20 protein-coding genes are annotated in these 19,238 nt (G+C 64.1%); 8 read left to right on the top strand and 12 right to left on the bottom strand.

Translation table 11 applies throughout. The annotated features are described in order from the left end of the window. Positions 1-25 precede the first annotated feature (25 nt). From flhB to flgB, 6 genes are all read right to left on the bottom strand, one after another. On the bottom strand, positions 26-1,105 hold the full coding sequence (gene flhB / locus BRAD285_RS09705; protein WP_006614998.1) for a flagellar biosynthesis protein FlhB: 1,080 nt from the start codon (positions 1,103-1,105) through the stop codon (positions 26-28). Between the two features lie 14 nt (positions 1,106-1,119). Further along, positions 1,120-1,887, bottom strand: a complete 768-nt coding sequence (gene fliR, locus BRAD285_RS09700) for a flagellar biosynthetic protein FliR (RefSeq protein WP_006614997.1) — start codon at positions 1,885-1,887, stop codon at positions 1,120-1,122. 230 nt (positions 1,888-2,117) lie between these two features. Further along, positions 2,118-2,381: a flagellar biosynthesis protein FliQ gene (fliQ, locus tag BRAD285_RS09695; RefSeq protein WP_006614996.1), complete on the bottom strand. Its 264-nt coding sequence runs from the start codon at positions 2,379-2,381 to the stop codon at positions 2,118-2,120. A gap of 139 nt (positions 2,382-2,520) precedes the next feature. Then, on the bottom strand, positions 2,521-2,877 hold the full coding sequence (gene fliE, locus BRAD285_RS09690; RefSeq protein ID WP_006614995.1) for a flagellar hook-basal body complex protein FliE: 357 nt from the start codon (positions 2,875-2,877) through the stop codon (positions 2,521-2,523). 16 nt (positions 2,878-2,893) lie between these two features. After that, positions 2,894-3,319 (bottom strand): flagellar basal body rod protein FlgC, encoded by a 426-nt coding sequence (gene flgC / locus BRAD285_RS09685; protein ID WP_006614994.1) that lies wholly within the window; start codon positions 3,317-3,319, stop codon positions 2,894-2,896. A gap of 29 nt (positions 3,320-3,348) precedes the next feature. Next, positions 3,349-3,756 carry a flagellar basal body rod protein FlgB gene (flgB, locus tag BRAD285_RS09680; protein ID WP_006614993.1) on the bottom strand — a complete coding sequence of 136 codons (408 nt, stop codon included), beginning with the start codon at positions 3,754-3,756 and terminating at the stop codon, positions 3,349-3,351. Positions 3,757-4,113: 357 nt separating this feature from the next. On the opposite strand from flgB, the gene BRAD285_RS09675 reads away from it, so the two are divergent. From BRAD285_RS09675 to BRAD285_RS09665, 3 genes are all read left to right on the top strand, one after another. Beyond that, positions 4,114-5,151 (top strand): flagellar biosynthetic protein FliO, encoded by a 1,038-nt coding sequence (locus BRAD285_RS09675; protein ID WP_087877637.1) that lies wholly within the window; start codon positions 4,114-4,116, stop codon positions 5,149-5,151. Further along, positions 5,148-5,903 carry a flagellar type III secretion system pore protein FliP gene (gene fliP, locus BRAD285_RS09670; protein ID WP_006614450.1) on the top strand — a complete coding sequence of 252 codons (756 nt, stop codon included), beginning with the start codon at positions 5,148-5,150 and terminating at the stop codon, positions 5,901-5,903. Before BRAD285_RS09675 ends, fliP begins: the two co-directional genes overlap by 4 nt. Positions 5,904-6,001: 98 nt before the next feature. Further along, entirely contained in the window at positions 6,002-6,304 is a 303-nt protein-coding gene (locus BRAD285_RS09665) for a hypothetical protein (RefSeq protein ID WP_006614449.1), read from the top strand. Positions 6,305-6,393: 89 nt separating this feature from the next. On the opposite strand, the gene BRAD285_RS09660 is transcribed toward BRAD285_RS09665, so the two are convergent. The 5 genes from BRAD285_RS09660 to fliL all read right to left on the bottom strand — a co-directional run bounded on the left by BRAD285_RS09660 (position 6,394) and on the right by fliL (position 13,195). Continuing rightward, positions 6,394-10,125 carry a hypothetical protein gene (locus BRAD285_RS09660; protein WP_006614448.1) on the bottom strand — a complete coding sequence of 1,244 codons (3,732 nt, stop codon included), beginning with the start codon at positions 10,123-10,125 and terminating at the stop codon, positions 6,394-6,396. 104 nt (positions 10,126-10,229) lie between these two features. Then, the gene (locus tag BRAD285_RS09655; RefSeq protein WP_006614447.1) at positions 10,230-11,000 is read right to left on the bottom strand and encodes a MotE family protein; all 771 of its coding nucleotides are present in this window, start codon (positions 10,998-11,000) and stop codon (positions 10,230-10,232) included. Further along, a complete protein-coding gene (locus tag BRAD285_RS09650; RefSeq protein WP_006614446.1) occupies positions 10,997-11,482 on the bottom strand; it encodes a DUF6468 domain-containing protein in 486 nt (161 codons plus the stop codon). The genes BRAD285_RS09655 and BRAD285_RS09650 overlap by 4 nt, the downstream gene beginning before the upstream one ends. Further along, positions 11,479-12,681: a flagellar motor switch protein FliM gene (fliM, locus tag BRAD285_RS09645; protein WP_006614445.1), complete on the bottom strand. Its 1,203-nt coding sequence runs from the start codon at positions 12,679-12,681 to the stop codon at positions 11,479-11,481. Before fliM ends, BRAD285_RS09650 begins: the two co-directional genes overlap by 4 nt. 19 nt (positions 12,682-12,700) lie before the next feature. Next, positions 12,701-13,195 (bottom strand): flagellar basal body-associated protein FliL, encoded by a 495-nt coding sequence (fliL, locus tag BRAD285_RS09640; protein WP_006614444.1) that lies wholly within the window; start codon positions 13,193-13,195, stop codon positions 12,701-12,703. 377 nt (positions 13,196-13,572) lie between these two features. Here fliL and flgF point away from each other — a divergent pair, with 377 nt between their 5' ends. From flgF to BRAD285_RS09615, 5 genes are all read left to right on the top strand, one after another. Beyond that, positions 13,573-14,337, top strand: a complete 765-nt coding sequence (flgF, locus tag BRAD285_RS09635) for a flagellar basal-body rod protein FlgF (protein WP_006614443.1) — start codon at positions 13,573-13,575, stop codon at positions 14,335-14,337. A gap of 25 nt (positions 14,338-14,362) precedes the next feature. Continuing rightward, positions 14,363-15,151 (top strand): flagellar basal-body rod protein FlgG, encoded by a 789-nt coding sequence (gene flgG / locus BRAD285_RS09630; RefSeq protein ID WP_006614442.1) that lies wholly within the window; start codon positions 14,363-14,365, stop codon positions 15,149-15,151. A gap of 19 nt (positions 15,152-15,170) precedes the next feature. Next, entirely contained in the window at positions 15,171-16,238 is a 1,068-nt protein-coding gene (gene flgA / locus BRAD285_RS09625) for a flagellar basal body P-ring formation chaperone FlgA (RefSeq protein WP_006614441.1), read from the top strand. A 5-nt stretch (positions 16,239-16,243) separates the two neighbouring features. Next, complete coding sequence (gene flgH, locus BRAD285_RS09620) at positions 16,244-17,023, top strand: flagellar basal body L-ring protein FlgH (protein WP_006614440.1); 780 nt, start codon at positions 16,244-16,246, stop codon at positions 17,021-17,023. Between the two features lie 400 nt (positions 17,024-17,423). Further along, positions 17,424-18,719, top strand: a complete 1,296-nt coding sequence (locus BRAD285_RS09615) for a hypothetical protein (protein ID WP_139020699.1) — start codon at positions 17,424-17,426, stop codon at positions 18,717-18,719. Positions 18,720-18,793: 74 nt separating this feature from the next. Here the strand turns inward: BRAD285_RS09615 and BRAD285_RS09610 are convergent, their stop codons facing one another. Further along, positions 18,794-19,054 (bottom strand): hypothetical protein, encoded by a 261-nt coding sequence (locus tag BRAD285_RS09610; RefSeq protein WP_006614438.1) that lies wholly within the window; start codon positions 19,052-19,054, stop codon positions 18,794-18,796. Between the last annotated feature and the right edge of the window lie 184 nt (positions 19,055-19,238).

Raw genomic sequence — 19,238 nt, 5'->3', positions numbered from 1 at the left:
GTCCGTTCCGGGACCTGCTCGATTGTCATCGCGGGCGCCCCGAGAGGTTGCGCCGCAGCCCCATCACGTAGCCGATGATCTCCGCCACCGCGTGATAATGTTCCACCGGGATCTCCTCGTCGATCTCGACGGTGGCATACAGCGCGCGCGCCAGCGGCACGTTCTCGACGATCGGGATGTCGTGCGCCTTGGCGATCTCGCGGATCTTGAAGGCGATGTTGTCGACGCCCTTGGCGACGCAGACCGGCGCCGACATGCCGCGCTCATAGGACAGCGCGACCGAGTAGTGGGTCGGGTTGGTGATGATCACGGAGGCCTTGGGAACCGCGGCCATCATGCGCTTCTTCATGCGCTGCTGGCGGATCTGCCGGATACGGCCCTTGACGTGCGGATCGCCTTCCGACTGCTTGAACTCCTCCTTCATCTCCTGCAGCGACATCTTCTGGCGCTCGTACCACTGCCGGTACTGGAACAAATAGTCACCGATCGCGACCAGCGCGAGCAGTGCGACCACCGAGCCCATCAGGTGCTTGGTCAGAGAGATGGTGACGCCGAGCAGCTCGCTGACGTCGAGATGCAACAGCGATTCCAGGCGCAGCCGCTCCGGCCACAGGATCATCACCATGACGGTGCCGAGCAGCACGAGCTTGAAGACGCCCTTGGCGAAGTTCGCCGCGGCCTGCTTGCCGAACAGCCGCTTGGCGCCGGAGAGCGGCGAGATCTTGCTGAAGGTCGGCTTCAGCGGCTCGCCCGACCAGACCAGGCGGTGCTGCATCATGTTGCCGGCGATCGCCGCCAGCATCACCATCAGGATCGGCACGCCGATGGCGGCAATCACCGTGAACGACAGGCTGCGCGCCAGCGCCAGCAGGCCCGCGCCGTCGGTGTGGATCATCCAGGAATTGGCGATCAGATTGCGCATGGGCACCAGCACGGCGGCGCCGATCGAGCCCGAGAAGGTCGACATCACCAAGGTCGCGGCCGCGATCACGAACCAGGTGTTGAGCTCCTGGCTCTTGACGACGTCGCCGCGCTCGAGCGCCTGGTCGAGGCGTTTTTGCGTCGGGTCTTCTGTTTTGTCCTCGGAATCACCCTCGTCGGCCATCGGTCAGGCTCCCCTCACCGCGGCATCATCTCGTGAAGGACGCCTTCGAAATAGCCGAGAAACGCGCCCATCATCGCAGTCAGCACCGCCGCGAAGATGAGGAAGCCGATCAGGATCGAGAGCGGCGCGCCGACGAAATAGACCTGCATCTGCGGCATCAGCCGCGCCAGCACACCCAACCCGATGTTGAAGACGAGACCGAACACCAGGAACGGCGCCGACAATTGCAGCCCGATCTTGAAGGCGCCGGCAAACGCCTTGGTCGCCAGCGACGCGACGTCGCCGCTCGGAATCAACTCGCCAGGCGCGAAGATCTTGTAGCTGTCGCTCAGCGCCGCGATCACCAGATGGTGGCTGTCGGTCGAGAACAGCAAGGTCACGCCGAGCATGGTGAGAAAGTTGCCGATCAGGACGCCCTGCTGACCTTGCGTCGGATCGACCGCGGTGACGAAGCCGAGCCCCATCTGCTGCGCGATCACCGAGCCCGCGACCTGCAGCGCCGAGAGCGTCACCCGCGCGGTCGCGCCGAGCACGATCCCGATCAGGATCTCGTGCACCATCATGACGACGAGCGGCGAGATCGCCTGCAGGTCGACCTGATAGGCCTGACGGTGCAGCGGCAGCACGACCATCGTCAGCAGCAGCGCGATGGCGAGCTTGATGCGGACGGGAATGTTGACCTCGCCGAAACCCGGCATCAGCATCACCATCGCGCCGATGCGGGCGAAGGCTAGCATGAACGCGGCCGCCAGCGTCGGAAGGAACGAGATGTCGATGCGCATCGTCGGCGGTCCTGGCCCGGACGGCCGCGGATGAAAGCGGCAGGCCGGCCTGCGAATCGATCGCGTCCCAATTGGCAACCGACGTGGCGACCAGAGAGCGGCGATCAGAGAAGAGCCGAGCGCAAAGGCCGCTCACGCCCGGTCGAAAGCAGCAGCGCCCCCCCGCGCCGCCCCTCACGACCGGTCGCAGCGCCCTTGCAAAGGACGGCTCTGCCGCGCCGGACATTGCCTCATCCGCCGATGATTCGCGACGAGATCCGCATCATGTGCTGATGCAGCGCGTCGGCCATGAACGGCAGCGCCAGCAGCAGCGTGACGAAGATCGCGATGATCTTCGGCACGAACACCAGCGTCTGCTCCTGGATTTGCGTCAGCGCCTGGAACAGCGACACCACCACGCCGACCACGAGCCCGACCACCATCAAGGGCGAGGAGACGATCACGATCGTCCAGATCGCGTCGCGCGCCACGTCGAGCGTTTCAGCTCCGGTCATGTCCTGTCGCCCCTCATGGTCGTCGGCACCTGATCAGGCGCCCTTGCTTTGCACGCGGCTCCGGCATCAGCCGGCGCCGCACCTCGCGTGACGTGACGCGTGCCCTCTCGCGTCACGTCCGATCCGATTCGAAGCGAGCTCAGATCGTCATCTTCATCACGTCTTCATAGGCCTGGATCACGCGGTCGCGCACCGAGACCAGGGTCGACACCGCCACGTCGGTCTCGGCGACCGCGGTGACGACGTCCATCACGTTGGCCTTGCCCGAGGCCATCGCGACCGCCTGGCTGTCGGACTTGCGTCCGCTCTCCACGACGCTGCCGATCGCATCCTTCAGCACCGAGCTGAACGACGGACCACCCTTGTCGGCCCCGGCACCGTTGCCGAGAACATCACGCACACGCGCAAGGCCGCCGAAGGTATTGCCCGAACCGCTGGTGTCGAGCACGCGGGCGGAATTCGCATAGGCATTCGCTGCGGAAATTGGGGAGGCCATGACTTTCGTTCCTGTCCTAGGTCTTCAGAATGTCGAGTGTGCGTTGGATCATGCGGCGCGTGGCGCCGATGATGTTCAAATTCGCCTCATAGGACCGCTGTGCATCACGCATGTCGGTCATCTCGATGAGCGGATTGACGTTGGGGTACTTGACATTGCCGGACGCGTCCGCGGCCGGGTTACTGGGGTCGTATTTGACGCGGAACGAAGATTGATCGGGCACCACCTTGCCGAGCGCGACGACCTTGGCGTCGAGCGCGCGGTCGAGCGCCGTGGTGAAGGTCGGGACCTTGCGGCGATACGGATCGCCGCCGGCCTTGGCGGCGGTCGAATCGGCATTGGCGATGTTTTCGGAAATGACGCGCATCCGCCCGGCCTGCGCACGCAGGCCTGACGTCGCGATGCTCATCGAGCGCAGGAAATCGCTGGAGTCGTTTGCCATGCTTGTCGGTCTCCGTCCTTAACTCCGGCTCAGCCCTTGCCGATCGCCGTCTTCAACAGATGCAAGCTCTTGCCGTAGAGCGAAGTCGCCGCCGCATAGTCCATCTGGTTGGCGGAGACCTTGAGCATCTCCTCCTCGAGGCTGACGGCGTTGCCGGCGGGCCTCGTCTGAAATCCGACCTTGCGATTCTGGTCGAAGCTCGCACTGTCGCCCGACCCCGGCGCGATATGCGCGGTGCTGGTGCGCGTCAGCGGGAGCGCGGCAAAGCCGCCCACCGCCTGGCCGGTTGCAGTAAACTTCGGCTCAACCAAATCCTTCGGCTTGAAGTTGGGCGTATCCGAATTGGAGACGTTCTCCGACAGCACTCGCTGCCGCTCCTGGTGCCATTGCATCTTGGTGCGCAACGCCGACAGCACGGGAAGATCGTTGATGGACATGGCGTCGCTCGGTTGTGTCCGACTACCGGACGTTTTCGGTAGGTAGAAATTGCCGTGCGTATGGTTAATGAACAGTTAAGAAACGATGCGCTGCACCCCGGGACTATCCCGGGGTTTTGACGATTTCTTAGGAAAGTGGCGGCCCCGGCGTGCAGCCATGCATCAATTCGGGACGGAGGACGCGGCCAAGAAGTCATTTTGGCCCGGCCGATTCATGGGTTATTAAGATACCAAGCGGCACTTCCTGCCGTTTTGCGTTAACGGGTTGGTTCCGGTTCTGAAGGCCTCGTTCACTGACGCTGTCGCGTTGGACACAGGAGAGACTTCGAAAGGACGCGGTATTTGCCGGGGACAGAGATGCAGGCGCTGACGTTCTTTTTTGCATTCGTAGCCGTGCTGGCACTGATTGGCCTGGCCGCATGGCTGGTTCGTCGATTCGCGGGCAACCGCCTCGGCACGAACCCGAATCGCGGCCGCATGCCCCGGCTCGCCGTGATCGATGCCGCCGCCGTCGACGGCCGCCGTCGTCTCGTGCTGGTGCGTCGTGATAACATAGAGCATCTTCTGATGATCGGCGGTCCGAGCGACATCGTGGTCGAATCGAACATCGTGCGCGCGATGCCGGCGCGCGAACAGCTGCCGCAGCGGCCCGGCATCAATGCCGAGCCGCCGGCCGCGCGCATTGCGCCTGCGCCGGAGGTCCCGGCCTGGAGCGACAACGAGCCGAAGCCCGAGCCGGTGGAATTGTCCGAGCCGGCGGTTCCGGAACTGCCGGCCCGGCCGCAGCGTCCCTCCTTCATCGACGAGGTCCGCAGGACTGCGCCGGCTGCCGCCGAGCGGCGCGAGCCGCCGCCGGCTTTCCCGCCCGAGCCGCCGATCCCGCCGCGTCGTCCCGGGCCCCGCCCGGAGGTTCGCGCAGAGCCGCGGGCCGGCGACGAGGCACGCATGGAGCCGCGTCCCGAGCGAGGCGCGCCCCGTGGCGAGCCGATGATGCCGCGCCCGTTGCGGGCCGCAGAGCCGCAGCGCCAGGCCGAAGCGCCGCGCCCCGAAGGCCCCCGGCTGCCGCCGGTCCGCGCCGCCGAACGGGCTGAACGGATCGAGCAGCCCGAGCGCGTGGCCGCGCCGGGTCCGCCAGCTCCGCCCACGCCCCCGGCCCCGCCGCCGCCGGCGCCGGTGGATCAGAGCGCCGAAGCCAATCTCGCGGAGATGGCGCAACGCCTCGAGGCCGCGTTGCGGCGTCCGACGGCCGAAGCTCCGCCTGCAGGGGGGCCGCCGACGCTCCGTCCTGCCCGCAACGAGCCGATGCCCGCCGCAGCAGCGCCCGCCAAGACCAGCTTCGAGAACCTGGAGGACGAGATGGCCTCGCTGCTCGGACGTCCGAAGTCCTCTCAGTGAGATCGCGCAGCCTCCCGCGTAGAGTTGTCTTCATTGCTGTCCTGATTGCCGCCGGCGCGTTCGCGGGGAGCGCGGCTGCGCAGGACATCAGCATCAATCTCGGCGGCGCCGGCGGTGGCGGCGTCACCGAGCGGGCGATCCAGCTGATTGCCCTGCTGACGGTGCTGTCGATCGCACCGTCGATCCTGATCATGATGACGTCGTTCACGCGCATCGTGGTGGTGCTGTCGCTGCTGCGCACCGCAATGGGTACAGCGACCGCGCCCCCCAACACGGTGATCATCGCGCTGGCGATGTTCCTGACCGCCTTCGTGATGGGCCCGGTGCTGCAGAAGTCCTATGACGACGGCATCAGGCCGCTGATCGAGAACCAGATCACCGTCGAGGATGCGCTCCAGCGCGCCTCGGTGCCGTTGCGCGGCTTCATGCAGAAGAACGTGCGCGAGAAGGACCTCAAGCTGTTCGTGGACCTCTCCGGCGAGGCGCCGCCGGCAACGCCCGACGACCTGTCGCTGCGCATCCTGGTGCCGGCCTTCATGATCTCCGAGCTCAAGCGCGCCTTCGAGATCGGCTTCCTGCTGTTCCTGCCGTTCCTGATCATCGACCTCGTCGTCGCCTCGGTGCTGATGTCGATGGGCATGATGATGCTGCCGCCGGTCGTGGTCTCGCTGCCGTTCAAGCTGATCTTCTTCGTTCTGGTCGATGGCTGGTCGCTGGTGGCGGGAAGCCTGGTGCAGAGCTACGGGGGGTAGCGGCGGCTCGGGACCATCGAGGCGGGCAGCGCCGCATGCACTACGCTTCCGAGCCGTGCTAGTCTCAAAGCGGAGCACACTTCCTCTGGAGCCTCGTCATGGAAGAACGTACATGGACGCTGATTGTCTTGCTGTTCATGGCCCCCGTTTGGCTGGTGGCGATGTGGGCGCTGCTGATGAACTTACTCGGCGGGTTGAGGGATGAACGTTTCACGCTCTTCCGCTTGTTCACCGGGGCCTTCGTTCTAGAACCGTACAACCGGAAATACTTTCGCATCTTCGCGAGCTGCGGCGCGATCTTGTGCGGCGTCGTGCTCCTCGTCAACGTTCTGGTCTTTTCAGGGACGCTTCGCATGTCGGACAATCGAGTTTGGCCGACGCCGACCTCCAGCACGCGTTGATGCGCCAGCACCTCGTAGCCAAGATGAGTGTCAGCGGGCGCTTCTTCGGCGAGATCGCCCCCTGAATTGTCTCCGGCTCGGACGCGAGATCAACGGCCGGCGATCGCCTGCTTCACGCCCTGGATGCGCGGCAGGGCGCCGGTCGCCTCCGTCGGAGCCTTCGCGGCGTCCTTGCCGGCGTCCGGGCCCTTGCCGGTCGCATCGGGGAAGCGCGCGCGCATGTCGCGCAGGAAGCCGTCGAGCGTGTCGACACCCGCCGCCATCTTGGCGATCTGGGCGAACTCGGCGCTGGAGCCGCTGGCCGGCTTGCTGGCGACGTCGAAGGCCAGCTTGTCGGCCTCGCCGGTCATCAGCGGCGCGTATTTCTCGCGGAAGCGCGCCAGGCCGATGGCATCGTCCGCCAGCGCGTAGCCGACGACGGCGCGCAGGATGTCGCCGCGCTCCGCGGGATTCAGCGGACGGAAATCGCGCCAGCGGTCGCCGTAATACAGCTCGATCTGCTCGGACGCCTCGCGCCAGCGCCGCGACGCCCAGTAGATGTCCGAGCGCAGCCGGATCGCCTCGCGCCCGGCGACATTGGTGATGATGTCGAGGCCGAGATCGTGGCGGCCGATGTCGCTGTTGGCGCGGGCCTCGAGCAGCAGGCGCTGCTGGCGCAATTCGCCGGCCAGATCGGCAATGCGGGTGGTGCGCAACGCTTCCAGCGCGCGGTCGGGCTTGCGGTTGGTCAGGTACACCATCGCGAGACGCGCGGCGACCTGGGCGCGCGCGGCGCCTTCGAGACGGTGGTCGACCTGGTATTGCAGGAGCTCGGCGGCCTGGTCGAGCAGGTCGATGCCGACGAGACGGTCGGCGAGCTTGCGGATCATCTCGTCGCCGCGCCGGCCGATCGGGGTCAGCTCACGAAAGCCGTAGAAGATGCTGAGCGCGTCGACCGGCGGCAGTTCGTCCGCCTTGCCGCTCAGGAACAGCTGCGAGAACAGCCGCTGCGCCGCGTCCTGGGCCTGTCGCGCCATGTCGGAGTTCGGCATCAGCCGCGTGGCCTGGCGCGCCGCCTCGAGCGAATCCGCATAGCGCCCGGCCTCTTCGTAGGCCTGCGCCATCATCTGCAGGGTCTGGACCTCGATGGCGTCGCCGCGCCAGGTCGCCTGCAGGGTCTCGAGCTCCTTCAGCGCATCAGCCGGCTTGATCTCGCCGCGCTTCTGCAGAAGCTTGATCTCGAACAGCTTGGCCTCGGCCGCGGCCATGCGATCATTGGAGTTGATGGCGACGCGATACTCATCGAGCGCATCCTTCTCCTGCGCCATCGCCTCGGCGAGCCGGCCGCGCAGCACGGCCACGTCTGGCTTCATGTCCGCGGGCACCCCGATCACGTCGAGCTCGGCGCGGCGCTTGGCGGCGCCGGCAAAATCCTTGATCTCGAGCGCCGACTTCATCGCATCCGAGATCACCACCCGCTGCAGGTCGAGCGGCAGCGAGGCGATGGCGAACTCGACGTTCTTCAGCTTCTCGCGCGCGTCGGCGAACTTGCCCTGCCGCGCAAAGGCGAGGCCCTTCCACATCTGCGAATCGAAATTGTTGCCGATCGAGGAGGTGGCGAGATCCTTGAGGCCCTGGTCCGGACGTCCCATCAGGATGCTGGCGACCGCATGGATCATCAACATCCCGGTCTCGTCGGTACGCGGATCGTCGTCCGAGATCATCAGGTTGGTGATGCCGCGCGCCTCCGGATACATACCGCGCGCCATGTAGAAGCGTGCCAGCGCAAGCCGCGCCTGGGCGCGCCGCTCCGGCTCGGCGCTTGCCGCTGCCTTGATCAGCAGATCCTGACGCTTCACGAAAGGCTGGGTCTGGTTCTGCTGCCACTCGTCGATGTCGAACATCGGCCTGACGGCGGTCGGCGCCCGCTCCGGCGAGAAGCCGATCGACGACAGAGTGAGACCGCCCGGCCGGCCAAGGATCACCTTGTCAGGGGCGATCTCGACAGCGACATCGTCCGAGTTCGGACGCACCGCGATGCCGTGAATGGAATCGAGCAGCGACAGATCGACGAAGTCCTGGCGCTTGATGAAGCCGCGGATCGGCGGCGGCGCCGTCACGACCAGCAGGGTGTCACCGGCATCGGGGTCGGTCAGCCGGTGCAGCATCCCTGGCCCGGGGTTGGCGAGCGGGATCATCACATTGGCGAGCGCGGGATCGGTGACGTTGCGCATCACCATCAGCGGCTGCTGATTGGTCAGCCCCTTGTCGGCGAACGACAACGTCCAGCTGCGGCCGCCATCGTCGCTGCCGAGCGAATGCATCTGCGGCCGGTTGAGACGGATGCGGATCGCCTGCCCCTTGTCGAGCGGCATCCGGTTGACCTCGCCAATGATCGCGCCGCCCTTGGCCTTGATCGGCTCGACGTCCACCGGCTTGGTGGAATCGAGCACCATCCAAACCGTGTCGCCGCGGCGGAACAGCGCCGCCGGCGTGACCTGGCCGAAACCGAAGGTGAGCCGCAGGCCTTCGCTGTCACGCAACGCCTCCAGCGTGGCGGCGCCATTCGCCGCCTTCTCGGCGGGCTTTTCCGCCGGCTTGGCTGCTTCAGGTTTGGCTGCTTCAGGTTTGGCCGGCTCGGGCTTCATGGGCTCCGGCATGGCCGTCTCTGCCTTGGCCATTTCGGTCTTCGGAGCCTCGGCTTTCATGGGCTCAGCTTTGGCTGGCTCAGACTTGTTGGGCTCAGACCTGTTAGGCTCAGACTTGGCCATCTCGGGCCCGGCGTCCGCTTTGGGCTCGGCTGCGGGCTCGGTCGCCGGAGCCGCGATCGCAGGCTTGGCTTCCGCCTTCATCTCCTTGGCGATGGTCTCGGAGGTCGGCGGGACGATCTCAGGCTGCGCCCCAGCCTTGGGCTTTTCGCCGTTGGGCTTCTCCGCGTTGGGCTTCTCAGCGGCCGCCGCCTTGGCGCCAGGGAGCGTGTCGGAGGAGACCGCCGCAACCTTCTTGTCCGGCTGCTGATAGGCGATATCGATGTTGTAGTTTTTCTCCTCGCGGAAGGCGTGGACATCGACCTCGCCAATCAGGCCGATCTCGACGACCGTCTTGCTGCCGTCGATGCGCTGGTTGATCGCGGCGACGTTGGGCGGCGAGACGATCTTGGCGTCGGCCAGATCGAAGCTGAGCGGCGCCGAGAAGAACAGCGACATCTTCTGGTCGTTCATGACCGAGGAGATGCCGACACCGTCCGGGATCTCGAACACGAATCGCACGAAGGTCGGCTGCACCAATGCGCGGACGCGGATCGGCGGCCGCTTCTTCGATTCGGCCTCGGCGCGCTGCAGCCGCAGCGCCTTCTCGGCCGCACGGGCGCGCTCGGCGAGCTCGCGCACGACCTCGGCCGGCAATGGCGGCGGCGCGCCGGTCCAGCTGTCCGGCAAGAGATCGATGAAGACGCGCTCGCCGGCGGTCATGGTGTTGACGCGCACCTTGCGCGACAGCGACAGCCGCAGCGCCGAGCCGTCGGGATCGCCGCGCGCCGAGGAGATGTAGTCGGGCGCCGCATCGACCCAGCGGTCGATCGGAACGCTGGCGGGACGATCGAAGCGGATCAGCAGGATCGAGCCTGCGGTGGTGACGTCAGCACTGACGTCCTCGGCGAACTTCAAGACCAGCCGCGCATAGCCGTTCTGCGCCGACAGGCTGGCCTCGCCGGGAACCGGAGCCGCGCCGGCGGCCACCGTCGACAGCACGAGACCAATGACGATCGCCGACAGCAGCGCGAGGCCGGCGCGCACGCGCGCACGGGCCTTCGACCGCAATCCGAGGGGAGACGTGCGCGCCATGGTCACAAGCTTCCAGTTCGACATCCGCAGGACTGACGGATACGCCTGCCCCGCCACGCCGGAAGTTTAGGATTCGGCGTTTAAGGGCGCATTAAACATGCGGCTCAATTGCTTTTCACGGGCACGATCTTGCCTTCGATCTTCGGCAGCTCAGCGCTCGCCTCCGGCTTGTCGGCCCCCGCCCGGCGGGCGAGCTCGACGGTGAGCCGCTCGGCCGCCTCCGGCGTCATCAGGCCGAGAATGTCCGACATCTTGCGGGGCGCGATCTGCGAGGCGATCTCGATCAGCACGGACATTTCGAGCCGGTCGAACACCTTGGCGGCATCCTTGGGCTTCATGCCCTCGTACATCGTGACGATGCTCTTGAAGCGGGCGTTGTCCGCCTCGGCCTTCGCAGCCTGCGCGCCGGAGATGCGGCTCTCGATCGCCTTCATCTCCTCGGTCTTGGACTGGATGCGCTGCTCGGCGGCGCGCAACAGGCTCTCGCGGATGTCGATCTCGCGCTGGCGGGATTCGAGCTCCTGGCGGCGCGACTGCAGCCGCTCAAGGATCGCCTTCTCCGCCGGCGAGACCTGCTGCTGGTTCTCCTCGGGCTTGATCACGATGCCGTCGGGCTTGGTGTCGGGAGCGGCGGGCTTCGGCGCCTCCTCCTTCTTCTCCTTCGGAGCGCCGTGGGTCGAGCCGGTGATGATGTCATTGTCCTCGCGGCCCGGATAGCCCAGGTTCTCCTGGGCCCAGGACCGCTTCGAGGCTTGCGGGTCATAGTCGAACACGTAGCCGCCGTCGATGACGAGGCCGGCCACCTTCAGGACCGCGAGGCAAGCCACCGCGATCAGGACGACGGGAATGACGCGGATGTTACGGAACGCATTCATGCGGCGAGGCCACCGGTCCTTCGACGTTCAGAGAATGCCTGCGCCGCGGCGGCAACCGCCTTGGCGCCGGAGACGCGCATCGGCTCGGTCGTGATCGCCGGCACCGGCGCAGGCGCGGCGACCGGCTCGGGCGCGGCCTCAGGTGCAGTGATCGGGCGGGCGGCGCTGGCGATGCGCGACAGACGGCGGACCACGCCGTCGCTCTCGGCGAGCTGCTTGCGCAGCTGGTCCGACATCTGCGTCGCGGCAGCGAGCTGATTGCCGAGATTGTCGTTGACGTCGCGCACCGCGAGCTTCAGCCCGCCGATCGCGCGCTCGGCGATCTCGGTCGCGGTGATCAGCTCCGCGATCACGGCCTTCAACGAATGCTCGTCAGCCTTCAGCCGCTTCAGCCTGGAGTTCAGCAGCATGCAATAGCCGATGGTCAGCACCAGAAGGACCGCCACCAGGCTTTCGATGATCAATCCGAGGGAGTGGTTCATTGGGCCTCCATCAACTTGTTCTGGCCTTCGGCGCCTTCAAACATCGCAAGCGTCGTATTCGGCTTGCGCAAATTCTTGGTGACACGGATCGCGACGCGGTCGCCGACCCGGCCCATCCGCCCTTCCGTCAGCATCGTGCTGCCGCAGCGGACCGCGACCAGCGCGTCGGGACGGATGTCGAGCGGCAGCGTGTCGCCGACCTTCAGCTTCATCAGCTGCTTCAGCGGCACGTCGGCCTCGTAGAGCACGGCATCGACGGCGATCTCGGCCTGCGCGATCTCGGTGGCGAAGTGGCCTTCCCAGACGGGATCGCGGCCGAACTTCTCACCCATGAACATCTGCAACAGCACCGGCCGGATCGGCTCGATCGTCGCATAGGGGAGCAGCAGCTCGACATTGCCGCCGCGATCTTCCATGTCGATACGCAGCTTCACCAGGATCGCCGCATTGGCCGGGCGGCTGATCGCGGCGAAACGCGGATTGGTCTCGAGCCGGTCGATGGTGAAGGTGACCGGAGACAGCGGCCGGAACGCCTGTTCGGCATCGGCCAGCACGACCTCGATCAGGCGCTTCACCAGATTGGTCTCGATCGTCGTATAGGGCCGGCCCTCGACGCGCATCTGGCTGGTGCCGCGCCGGCCGCCCAGGAGCACGTCGATGATCGAATAGATCAGGGTGGAATCGACGGTTGCGAGGCCGAAATTCTCCCACTCCTCGGCCTTGAAGACCGAGAGCACTGCCGGCAGCGGAATCGAATTCATGTAGTCGCCGAACCGCACCGACGTGATGCGGTCGAGCGTGACCTCGACGTTGTCGGAGGTGAAATTGCGCAGGCTCGTCGTCATCAGCCGCACCAGGCGGTCGAAGACGATTTCGAGCATCGGCAGACGCTCGTAGGACACCATCGCGGAATCGATGATGGCGCGAATGCCGGAATGGTCGTCGAGAGTGACCTCGCCCGCGGTGAAGCCGAGGAGATTGTCGATCTCCTCCTGCGACAGCACCCGCTCGCCGCCGTTCTTGGTCGCGCCGAAATCGCGGCTGCCGTCCTCGACCATCGCGGCCCATTGCAGGGCCATCGATTCCGTGAGTTCGTTGGCTGCTGCGGCTTCCGCGGCCTCTGTGGGATCCTCCGAATCGAGCGAGGCCTCCCATTGCGCGGCTATCGCATCTTGGTCGACTTGATCGTTGCCTGCCATGATCTTGCGCGTCCGTGCCTTACTGAATCACGATTTCCTTGAACAACACCGCGTTGACCTGGTTGGGCGCCAGCGCGACGTTGACCCGCTTCGTGAGCTCCTCCTTCAGCCTGAACAGGCCCGCCGAGCCGTTCAGATCGCTCGGCCGCAGCTCCCGCAGATAGGTCTGGAAGATGTCGGTGACGCGGGGCAGCGTCGGCTTGATCGTCTCGACCTGCTTCTCCTCCTTCACCTCCAGCACGATCTTCACCTTGAGATACTGGACGCGATCGCCGGGATTGCCGACCAAATTGACCAGCAGGTCCGGCACCTCGACGAAGGCCGGCGGCTTCGGCGCAGGCGCCGCCTCGGCACGATGCTCATCATTCTTGTGGCTGAAGAAAAAGAAATAGGCCGCGCCGCCGACGCCGAGCAGAGCCAGCGCACCGACGATCATGATGATCAGCTTGAGCTTGCTCTTGGGCGAGCCGACTTGCTCCTCGCCTTCGGCTGCTCCGGCTTCGTTCTCGGCCATAGCTTTCGGATCCTTCCGGAAAATCGAGCCGATGCCGCCAGAAAGCTTGATGACGCGAAACAAACGCTCCCAGCGCATCTGCGCTTTGTTGAGGGAACGCTACGGTAACAATGGTTAACGGAAGCTTTCTTTTGTTAAGGGAGTGGGAAAATCTTGCCGGGCAATTATGGTTAGCGAGACGTTATTGCCGGGCGTTTCGAACCCTACCAAAAATCCAACCCGTTGATATCAATTACATTTCAGAGTTGGCACGGCTTTCGCTGTACCCCTTGCGAACCCGCCGGCTTGGGAGAGCCGAACGGTTCACAGAAGACCCGATCGAGACCGCCTTGGGAGAGGTGCCGCGACCGGGATTCGTTAAGAGGGGAGATCGACCGGTGGAGAATGCGCTTCTCATCGGATTGTCGCGGCAGATGGTGCTGGAGCGACAACTCGACGTCGTTGCCAACAACGTTGCCAACGTCAACACCAACGGCTTCAAGGCCGATCAGCAGCTGTTCGAGGAGTATCTCTCCTCCGGCGCGCATGAAGACAATTTTCCGGGCGCCGCCCGCAAGGTGTCCTACGTCCAGGACCGCGGCACCTATCGCGACTTCACGCAGGGCTCGATGGAGCGCACCGGCAATGCGCTCGACGTCGCCATCACGGGCGACGGCTTCCTGACGGTGCAGACCGCCGCCGGCGAGCGCTATACCCGTGACGGCAATCTGCACATGAACAATATCGGCCAGCTGGTCACCGCGGCCGGCGAGCCCGTGCTCGGCACCGGCGGCCCCATCGTGTTCCAGCCGACCGACCACGATATCAACATCTCGCCCGACGGCACCGTGACCGTGGTCGAGGGCGTCAACCGCACCGACTCGATCCGCGGCAAGCTGCGCCTGGTCAGTTTCGCCGATCCGCAGCAGGCCCAGAAGCAGGGCAACAACCTCTACTCCGCGGTCGGCGGCGCCACGCCGCAGCCAGACACCAAGTCGACCGTCCAGCAGGGCTACATCGAGAAGTCGAACGTCAGCGCGGTCGGCGAGATGAGCAAGATGGTCGAAGTGATGCGTGCCTACACCCAGGTCGCCAACATGCTGCAGGTCCAGAGCGACATGCGCAAGAGCGCGATCGAGAAACTCGCCGACGTTCCGGCCTGACCGCAGAGATTGAAGGAGACATAAGATGCAGGCGCTTCACACCGCTGCGACCGGAATGGCGGCCCAGGAACTCAACGTCCAGGTGATCTCCAACAACATCGCCAACCTGCGCACGACCGGCTTCAAGAAGCAGACCGCGGCGTTCCAGGACCTGATCTACGAACACATGCGCCGCGTCGGCGCGCAGTCCTCGGATCAGGGCACGATCCTCCCCGTCGGCATCGACATCGGCGGCGGGGTCAAGACCGTCGGCACGCCGCGTTCGATGACGCAGGGCACGCTGTCGCAGACCGGCAACGATCTCGACCTCGCGATCTCCGGCGAAGGCTTCTTCAAGGTCCTGATGCCGGACGGCACCTTCCAGTACACCCGCGACGGCACCTTCCAGATGGACAATCAGGGCCGCATCGTCACCGCCCAGGGCAACCCGGTGCAGCCGACCATCACGATCCCGCAGAACGCATCGGGCATCACGGTCAACTCGCAGGGCCAGGTCTCGGTGACGCTGCCCGGCTCGACCACCTCGAACATCGTCGGCCAACTCCAGGTCACCCGCTTCATCAACAAGGCCGGCCTGCAGCCGGTCGGCAACAACCAGTTCACCGATACGCCCTCCTCCGGCGCACCGCAGGACGGCGTCGCCAACCAGGACGGCCTCGGCAGCATCACCCAGGGCAGCCTGGAGCAGGCGAACGTCGACGTCGTCAGCGAGATGAGCGAGCTGATCGCCGCCCAGCGCGCCTATGAGATGAACGCCAAGGTCATCTCCGCCGCCGACCAGATGATGCAGTCCACGACTGCGCTGTTCCGCTAAGCGTCGAAGGGAGATCACGATGATGACCCGCTCCGCCCGTCCGTTCCTGCTGGCAGCCGCCCTGCTCGCCTCGACCGCGCTGTCGGCCTTCGCCGGCGAGGGCGACGACCAGATCAAGGCGCCCGTGCTGCGCGCGTCCGTCAACGTCACCGGCGACATCGTGCGTGTCGGCGACCTGATCGAGAATGCCGGCGTCGCGGCGAATGTCGCCGTCTACCGCGCACCTGATCTCGGCACCACCGGCGTCCTGTCCGCCGCGCAGGTGATCGCGACGCTGCGCAGCCATCAGGTCATCGGCGTCGATGTCCGAGACATCAAGGAGGTTGCGGTCACGCGGCTCGCCCGCGCCGTCGACGCCAAGGAGATCAGCACCGCCGTCGCCCAGGCGCTCGATCACCGCAACGGTCTTGGTGATGCGGCCAACCTGAGCATCAGCTTCGACCAGCCGGTGCAGGACCTGAAGTTCGAGGCGTCGAGCAGCGGCGCGCTGGCACCGACCAATGTCCGCTTCGATCCGCGCAGCGGCCGCTTCGACATCACCTTCGAGCTCGGCCATGGCAACGGCGCCAATCCCACCAAGCTGCGCTACAGCGGCGTCGCGATCGAGACCGTCGAGGCTGTCGTGCTGACGCGCAACATCGATCGCAACGAGATGATCCGGTCCGGCGACCTGCAGGTCGAGCGGCGGCCGCGCGCCGAGCTCGGCGGCGCCGAGCCGGCCTCGCGCGAGCTCGCGGTCGGCATGCAGATGCGCCGCCCGGTCCGCGCGGGCCAGGCACTGAAGACCACCGATCTCGCCAAGCCGGACCTGGTGCAGCGCGACCAAGCCGTGACGCTGATCTACCAGACCGCCGGCATCTATCTCACCACACGCGGCAAGGCGCTGGAGTCGGGCACCGAGGGCGACGTCGTCAACGTGCTCAATCTGCAGTCCAAGCGCACGGTGACCGGCCGTGTCACCGGGCGCGGCCAGGTGTCCGTCGACATCGCCGTCGCCAAACCGGCGCAGACCTCCGAAGCCGACCTCGCCGCCCCCGTCTCCGTCGCCAGCCGCCTGCCCACCTCCGCCACCTCGAAAGCCGAGTAAGTTTCATGTCGAAGTTCAAGTTTGATGGTCAGGGCGTTTCGAGTCTGCGGCGAGTCGCGATGATTTCGGTCTCCTTCGCGGTGCTGTCGGTTGCCGGCGGATGCTCCTCGATCGACCGTATCAGCCAGATCGGCGAGCGGCCGAAGCTGACCGAGATCGACAATCCGACCACGCAGCCGGGCTACAAGCCGGTGCAGATGCCGATGCCCAAGCCCGAGACGGTGTCCTACGCGCCGAACTCGCTGTGGCGCAACGGCTCGCGCGCCTTCTTCAAGGACCAGCGCGCACGTCAGGTCGGCGACCTCCTGACCGTCACGGTCAGCATCTCCGACAAGGCCAACTTCGCCAACGAGACCCAGCGCAGCCGCACCAACAAGGAAGACTCGGGCATCACCGACTTCGTCGGCTCGAAGACGCTCGGCGCCACCGGCAAGAACATTCTGCCCGGTCGTATCCTCACCGCCGACGGCACCTCGTCCTCCGACGGCAAGGGCACCATCCAGCGCTCGGAGTCCTTGACCACCAGCGTCGCCGCCGTCGTGACCCAGGTGCTGCCGAACGGCAACCTGGTCGTCGAGGGCAAGCAGGAGATCCGGGTCAACTACGAGATCCGCGAGCTGATCGTCGCCGGCATCGTGCGGCCCGAGGACATCCAGAGCGACAACACGATCGACTCGACCAAGATCGCCCAGGCCCGCATCTCCTATGGCGGCCGCGGACAGATCTCCGACGTCCAGCAGCCGCGCTACGGCCAGCAGGTCATGGACATCCTGCTGCCGTTCTGAGGCGAACTCCAACGGCAAGGACCGGGCGGACGCTCGCCCGGTCGCTCAACCAGGCCGCTGACGCCTCCCCGTCAGCCATCGAAGCGAGGACCAGAGACACGGCGAAAATCCCTCCCTCCCGGAGGGTCGGACAAGGAATGAGCCGAGCGCGACACCGGTCATGGCGCATGACCGCCGCAGCCGCCGCCCTTCTCCCGAAAACGAGCTCCCACATTGCCCAATGCGAACCTAGGCGCGGCGGGTAATGTATACGCGGCCTCCGGTAGCTCCCCTGCCGGAGGCCGTGTTCGTTTGTGAGCTAGCTTTCAATCAGAAGCCTGGGCAAAACGTCTACTTCTTGCACACTTTTGAGTTGCTTGCATCGGAGGCGCCCGCCAAGGTCCGGCGCAGGAGACTCCATATGGCAAACAAGAATTTTGCAGTTCCACGCCTAGACGATCAAACAGTTCTCAATTTATTCAGGGAGCTTCACAACACGCACCCGAGCGACAGCTTCACCTTGAGCTTGGCCGGAATTGAAAACATAAGCCTACGAGACAATCTGAATCACGAGCAACAAGAAGTAGTTGAATTTATCGACAAGCCTGGAACCTACATTATAACAGGCTCATATTTGAGCTACTCAAATTTTAGCATCAACTACACTCGGGGCGGAGACCCTAGCCAACGCAACATATTTGTTGATAGCATTTCGATCACCGGAAATGGCGCGGGATATCCAATTCGCTCACGCCTTGCGTTGATGAGCACCCTCGACAAATTCTTCGCGTCCATCAATTCAAAAATGAATGATGCAACAGACGAAATCCTGAACATCTCGAATCTCGAGTCAGTTTACCACTCCACAGTCCTGAAACTCGAAACAAAATTTGCTGAGCAAATCGAAAAAATTACATCATGGACAGTCAATCAGGCGCAATCATACGAGGATCGAAAACTCCAACTCGCCAACGAAATTCAATCGGAAAAAGAGAGCCTGCACGCCGACTATATAAGTAAATTCGAAGAAGTTAAACGCCAAAACCAAGAGCTTGAAGAACTACGCAGAAAGCTGGACGACCGCGAATACATGCATGTGCGCCGCTCAATTCGACAAGACCTCCAAAAAACAATTGCGGACCGTCAAACAAAATTCTCTTTGACGGATGACACACAGCGACTTAGGCGACCAATACACGCTGCGATAATAATTCTTTTAGTTCTCCTGATTGCAATAAACGCGGTGTACCTGCATCAGCTTACGCAAATCGATTTTTCAAACGTCTCTTTGGCAGTCATGACTTGGGCCATCGCAAAACAGGCCCTCGCAGCAATCGCGGTTATTGGGACCACCCTGTACTATGTGCGCTGGATGAATCGATGGTTTGAACAACATGCTCTTGCTGAATTCTCGCTAAAGAAATTTCAGCTCGACATCGATCGTGCGAGCTGGGTTGTAGAAACAGCCCTTGAGTGGAGAAGAGATCAAAACAGAGAGATTACCTCTGCGCTATTAGAAGGCATAGCACGCAACTTATTCGAGGAGAAAGATCAATCGATTGACAAATCAACAGCGGCAGACGATCTGGCATCTGCTCTCGTTGGGAACGCCTCCCAAGTGAAACTCAAGATTGGGGAGAACGAGATGAGCTTTGATCGGAAAGGGCTGAGTGCACTTGGGAAGACAGAGACGAAAAACGCAAAGACACCCGACTAGAAACGGTAACGTTCTGGGCCCCTCATTTCCTTAAAAGGAGAATTGCAACGGACATAGCCGCCGGCTTTTATCGCTCAGGAGAACAGCAGTCCGAGCATGGCTTTGCGGCTCTCAAAAGCCTCCTCACTCTCTCCCTGCTCACGGTCCAATGCGAACCCCGCCCCCGCTTCAGCTGCATCGTGAACGAGAATGGCCGGTGCTCGAATATCAAGCTCCATTTCGCGCAGAAAGACGCGCATGACGTAATCTTCGACCGAAAGACCGTCGCGTTCGGCATGGCGTGCCGCGGCGAGAATGATGGAGCGTGTGAGGCAGATCGTTTTCACTTCGCTCATGAACGTCTCTTCGATCCGTTATGATGTGCGCGAACAGGATCGCGGATACCCGCTCCTGCTAGAACACTCCCGCTCCGATCTGGTCGCGGCTGGGTTTTGAGACGCTCCACCTTTGAAACTCAACTGGCGAACGCCCGATAATTTTACATCACGTTCTTGAAACAAACTTCGAAACTGTTCCGGA

The sequence above is a fragment of the Bradyrhizobium sp. ORS 285 genome (assembly GCF_900176205.1).
Lineage (GTDB): Bacteria > Pseudomonadota > Alphaproteobacteria > Rhizobiales > Xanthobacteraceae > Bradyrhizobium.
This window is presented reverse-complemented; position numbering and strand designations above follow the sequence as displayed.

Coding starts and splice junctions, on each gene's coding strand:
- fliM (WP_006614445.1), bottom strand. CDS start 12,681: ATGGCAGGCAACGATCAAGTCGACCAAGATGCGATAGCCGCGCAATGG.
- BRAD285_RS09665 (WP_006614449.1), top strand. CDS start 6,002: ATGGAAGAACGTACATGGACGCTGATTGTCTTGCTGTTCATGGCCCCC.
- flgG (WP_006614442.1), top strand. CDS start 14,363: ATGCAGGCGCTTCACACCGCTGCGACCGGAATGGCGGCCCAGGAACTC.
- BRAD285_RS09610 (WP_006614438.1), bottom strand. CDS start 19,054: ATGAGCGAAGTGAAAACGATCTGCCTCACACGCTCCATCATTCTCGCC.
- flgC (WP_006614994.1), bottom strand. CDS start 3,319: ATGGCAAACGACTCCAGCGATTTCCTGCGCTCGATGAGCATCGCGACG.
- fliE (WP_006614995.1), bottom strand. CDS start 2,877: ATGGCCTCCCCAATTTCCGCAGCGAATGCCTATGCGAATTCCGCCCGC.
- fliQ (WP_006614996.1), bottom strand. CDS start 2,381: ATGACCGGAGCTGAAACGCTCGACGTGGCGCGCGACGCGATCTGGACG.
- flgH (WP_006614440.1), top strand. CDS start 16,244: ATGTCGAAGTTCAAGTTTGATGGTCAGGGCGTTTCGAGTCTGCGGCGA.
- flgA (WP_006614441.1), top strand. CDS start 15,171: ATGATGACCCGCTCCGCCCGTCCGTTCCTGCTGGCAGCCGCCCTGCTC.
- BRAD285_RS09615 (WP_139020699.1), top strand. CDS start 17,424: ATGGCAAACAAGAATTTTGCAGTTCCACGCCTAGACGATCAAACAGTT.
- BRAD285_RS09655 (WP_006614447.1), bottom strand. CDS start 11,000: ATGAATGCGTTCCGTAACATCCGCGTCATTCCCGTCGTCCTGATCGCG.
- BRAD285_RS09660 (WP_006614448.1), bottom strand. CDS start 10,125: ATGGCGCGCACGTCTCCCCTCGGATTGCGGTCGAAGGCCCGTGCGCGC.
- flgB (WP_006614993.1), bottom strand. CDS start 3,756: ATGTCCATCAACGATCTTCCCGTGCTGTCGGCGTTGCGCACCAAGATG.
- flhB (WP_006614998.1), bottom strand. CDS start 1,105: ATGGCCGACGAGGGTGATTCCGAGGACAAAACAGAAGACCCGACGCAA.
- BRAD285_RS09650 (WP_006614446.1), bottom strand. CDS start 11,482: ATGAACCACTCCCTCGGATTGATCATCGAAAGCCTGGTGGCGGTCCTT.
- fliR (WP_006614997.1), bottom strand. CDS start 1,887: ATGCGCATCGACATCTCGTTCCTTCCGACGCTGGCGGCCGCGTTCATG.
- fliL (WP_006614444.1), bottom strand. CDS start 13,195: ATGGCCGAGAACGAAGCCGGAGCAGCCGAAGGCGAGGAGCAAGTCGGC.
- BRAD285_RS09675 (WP_087877637.1), top strand. CDS start 4,114: ATGCAGGCGCTGACGTTCTTTTTTGCATTCGTAGCCGTGCTGGCACTG.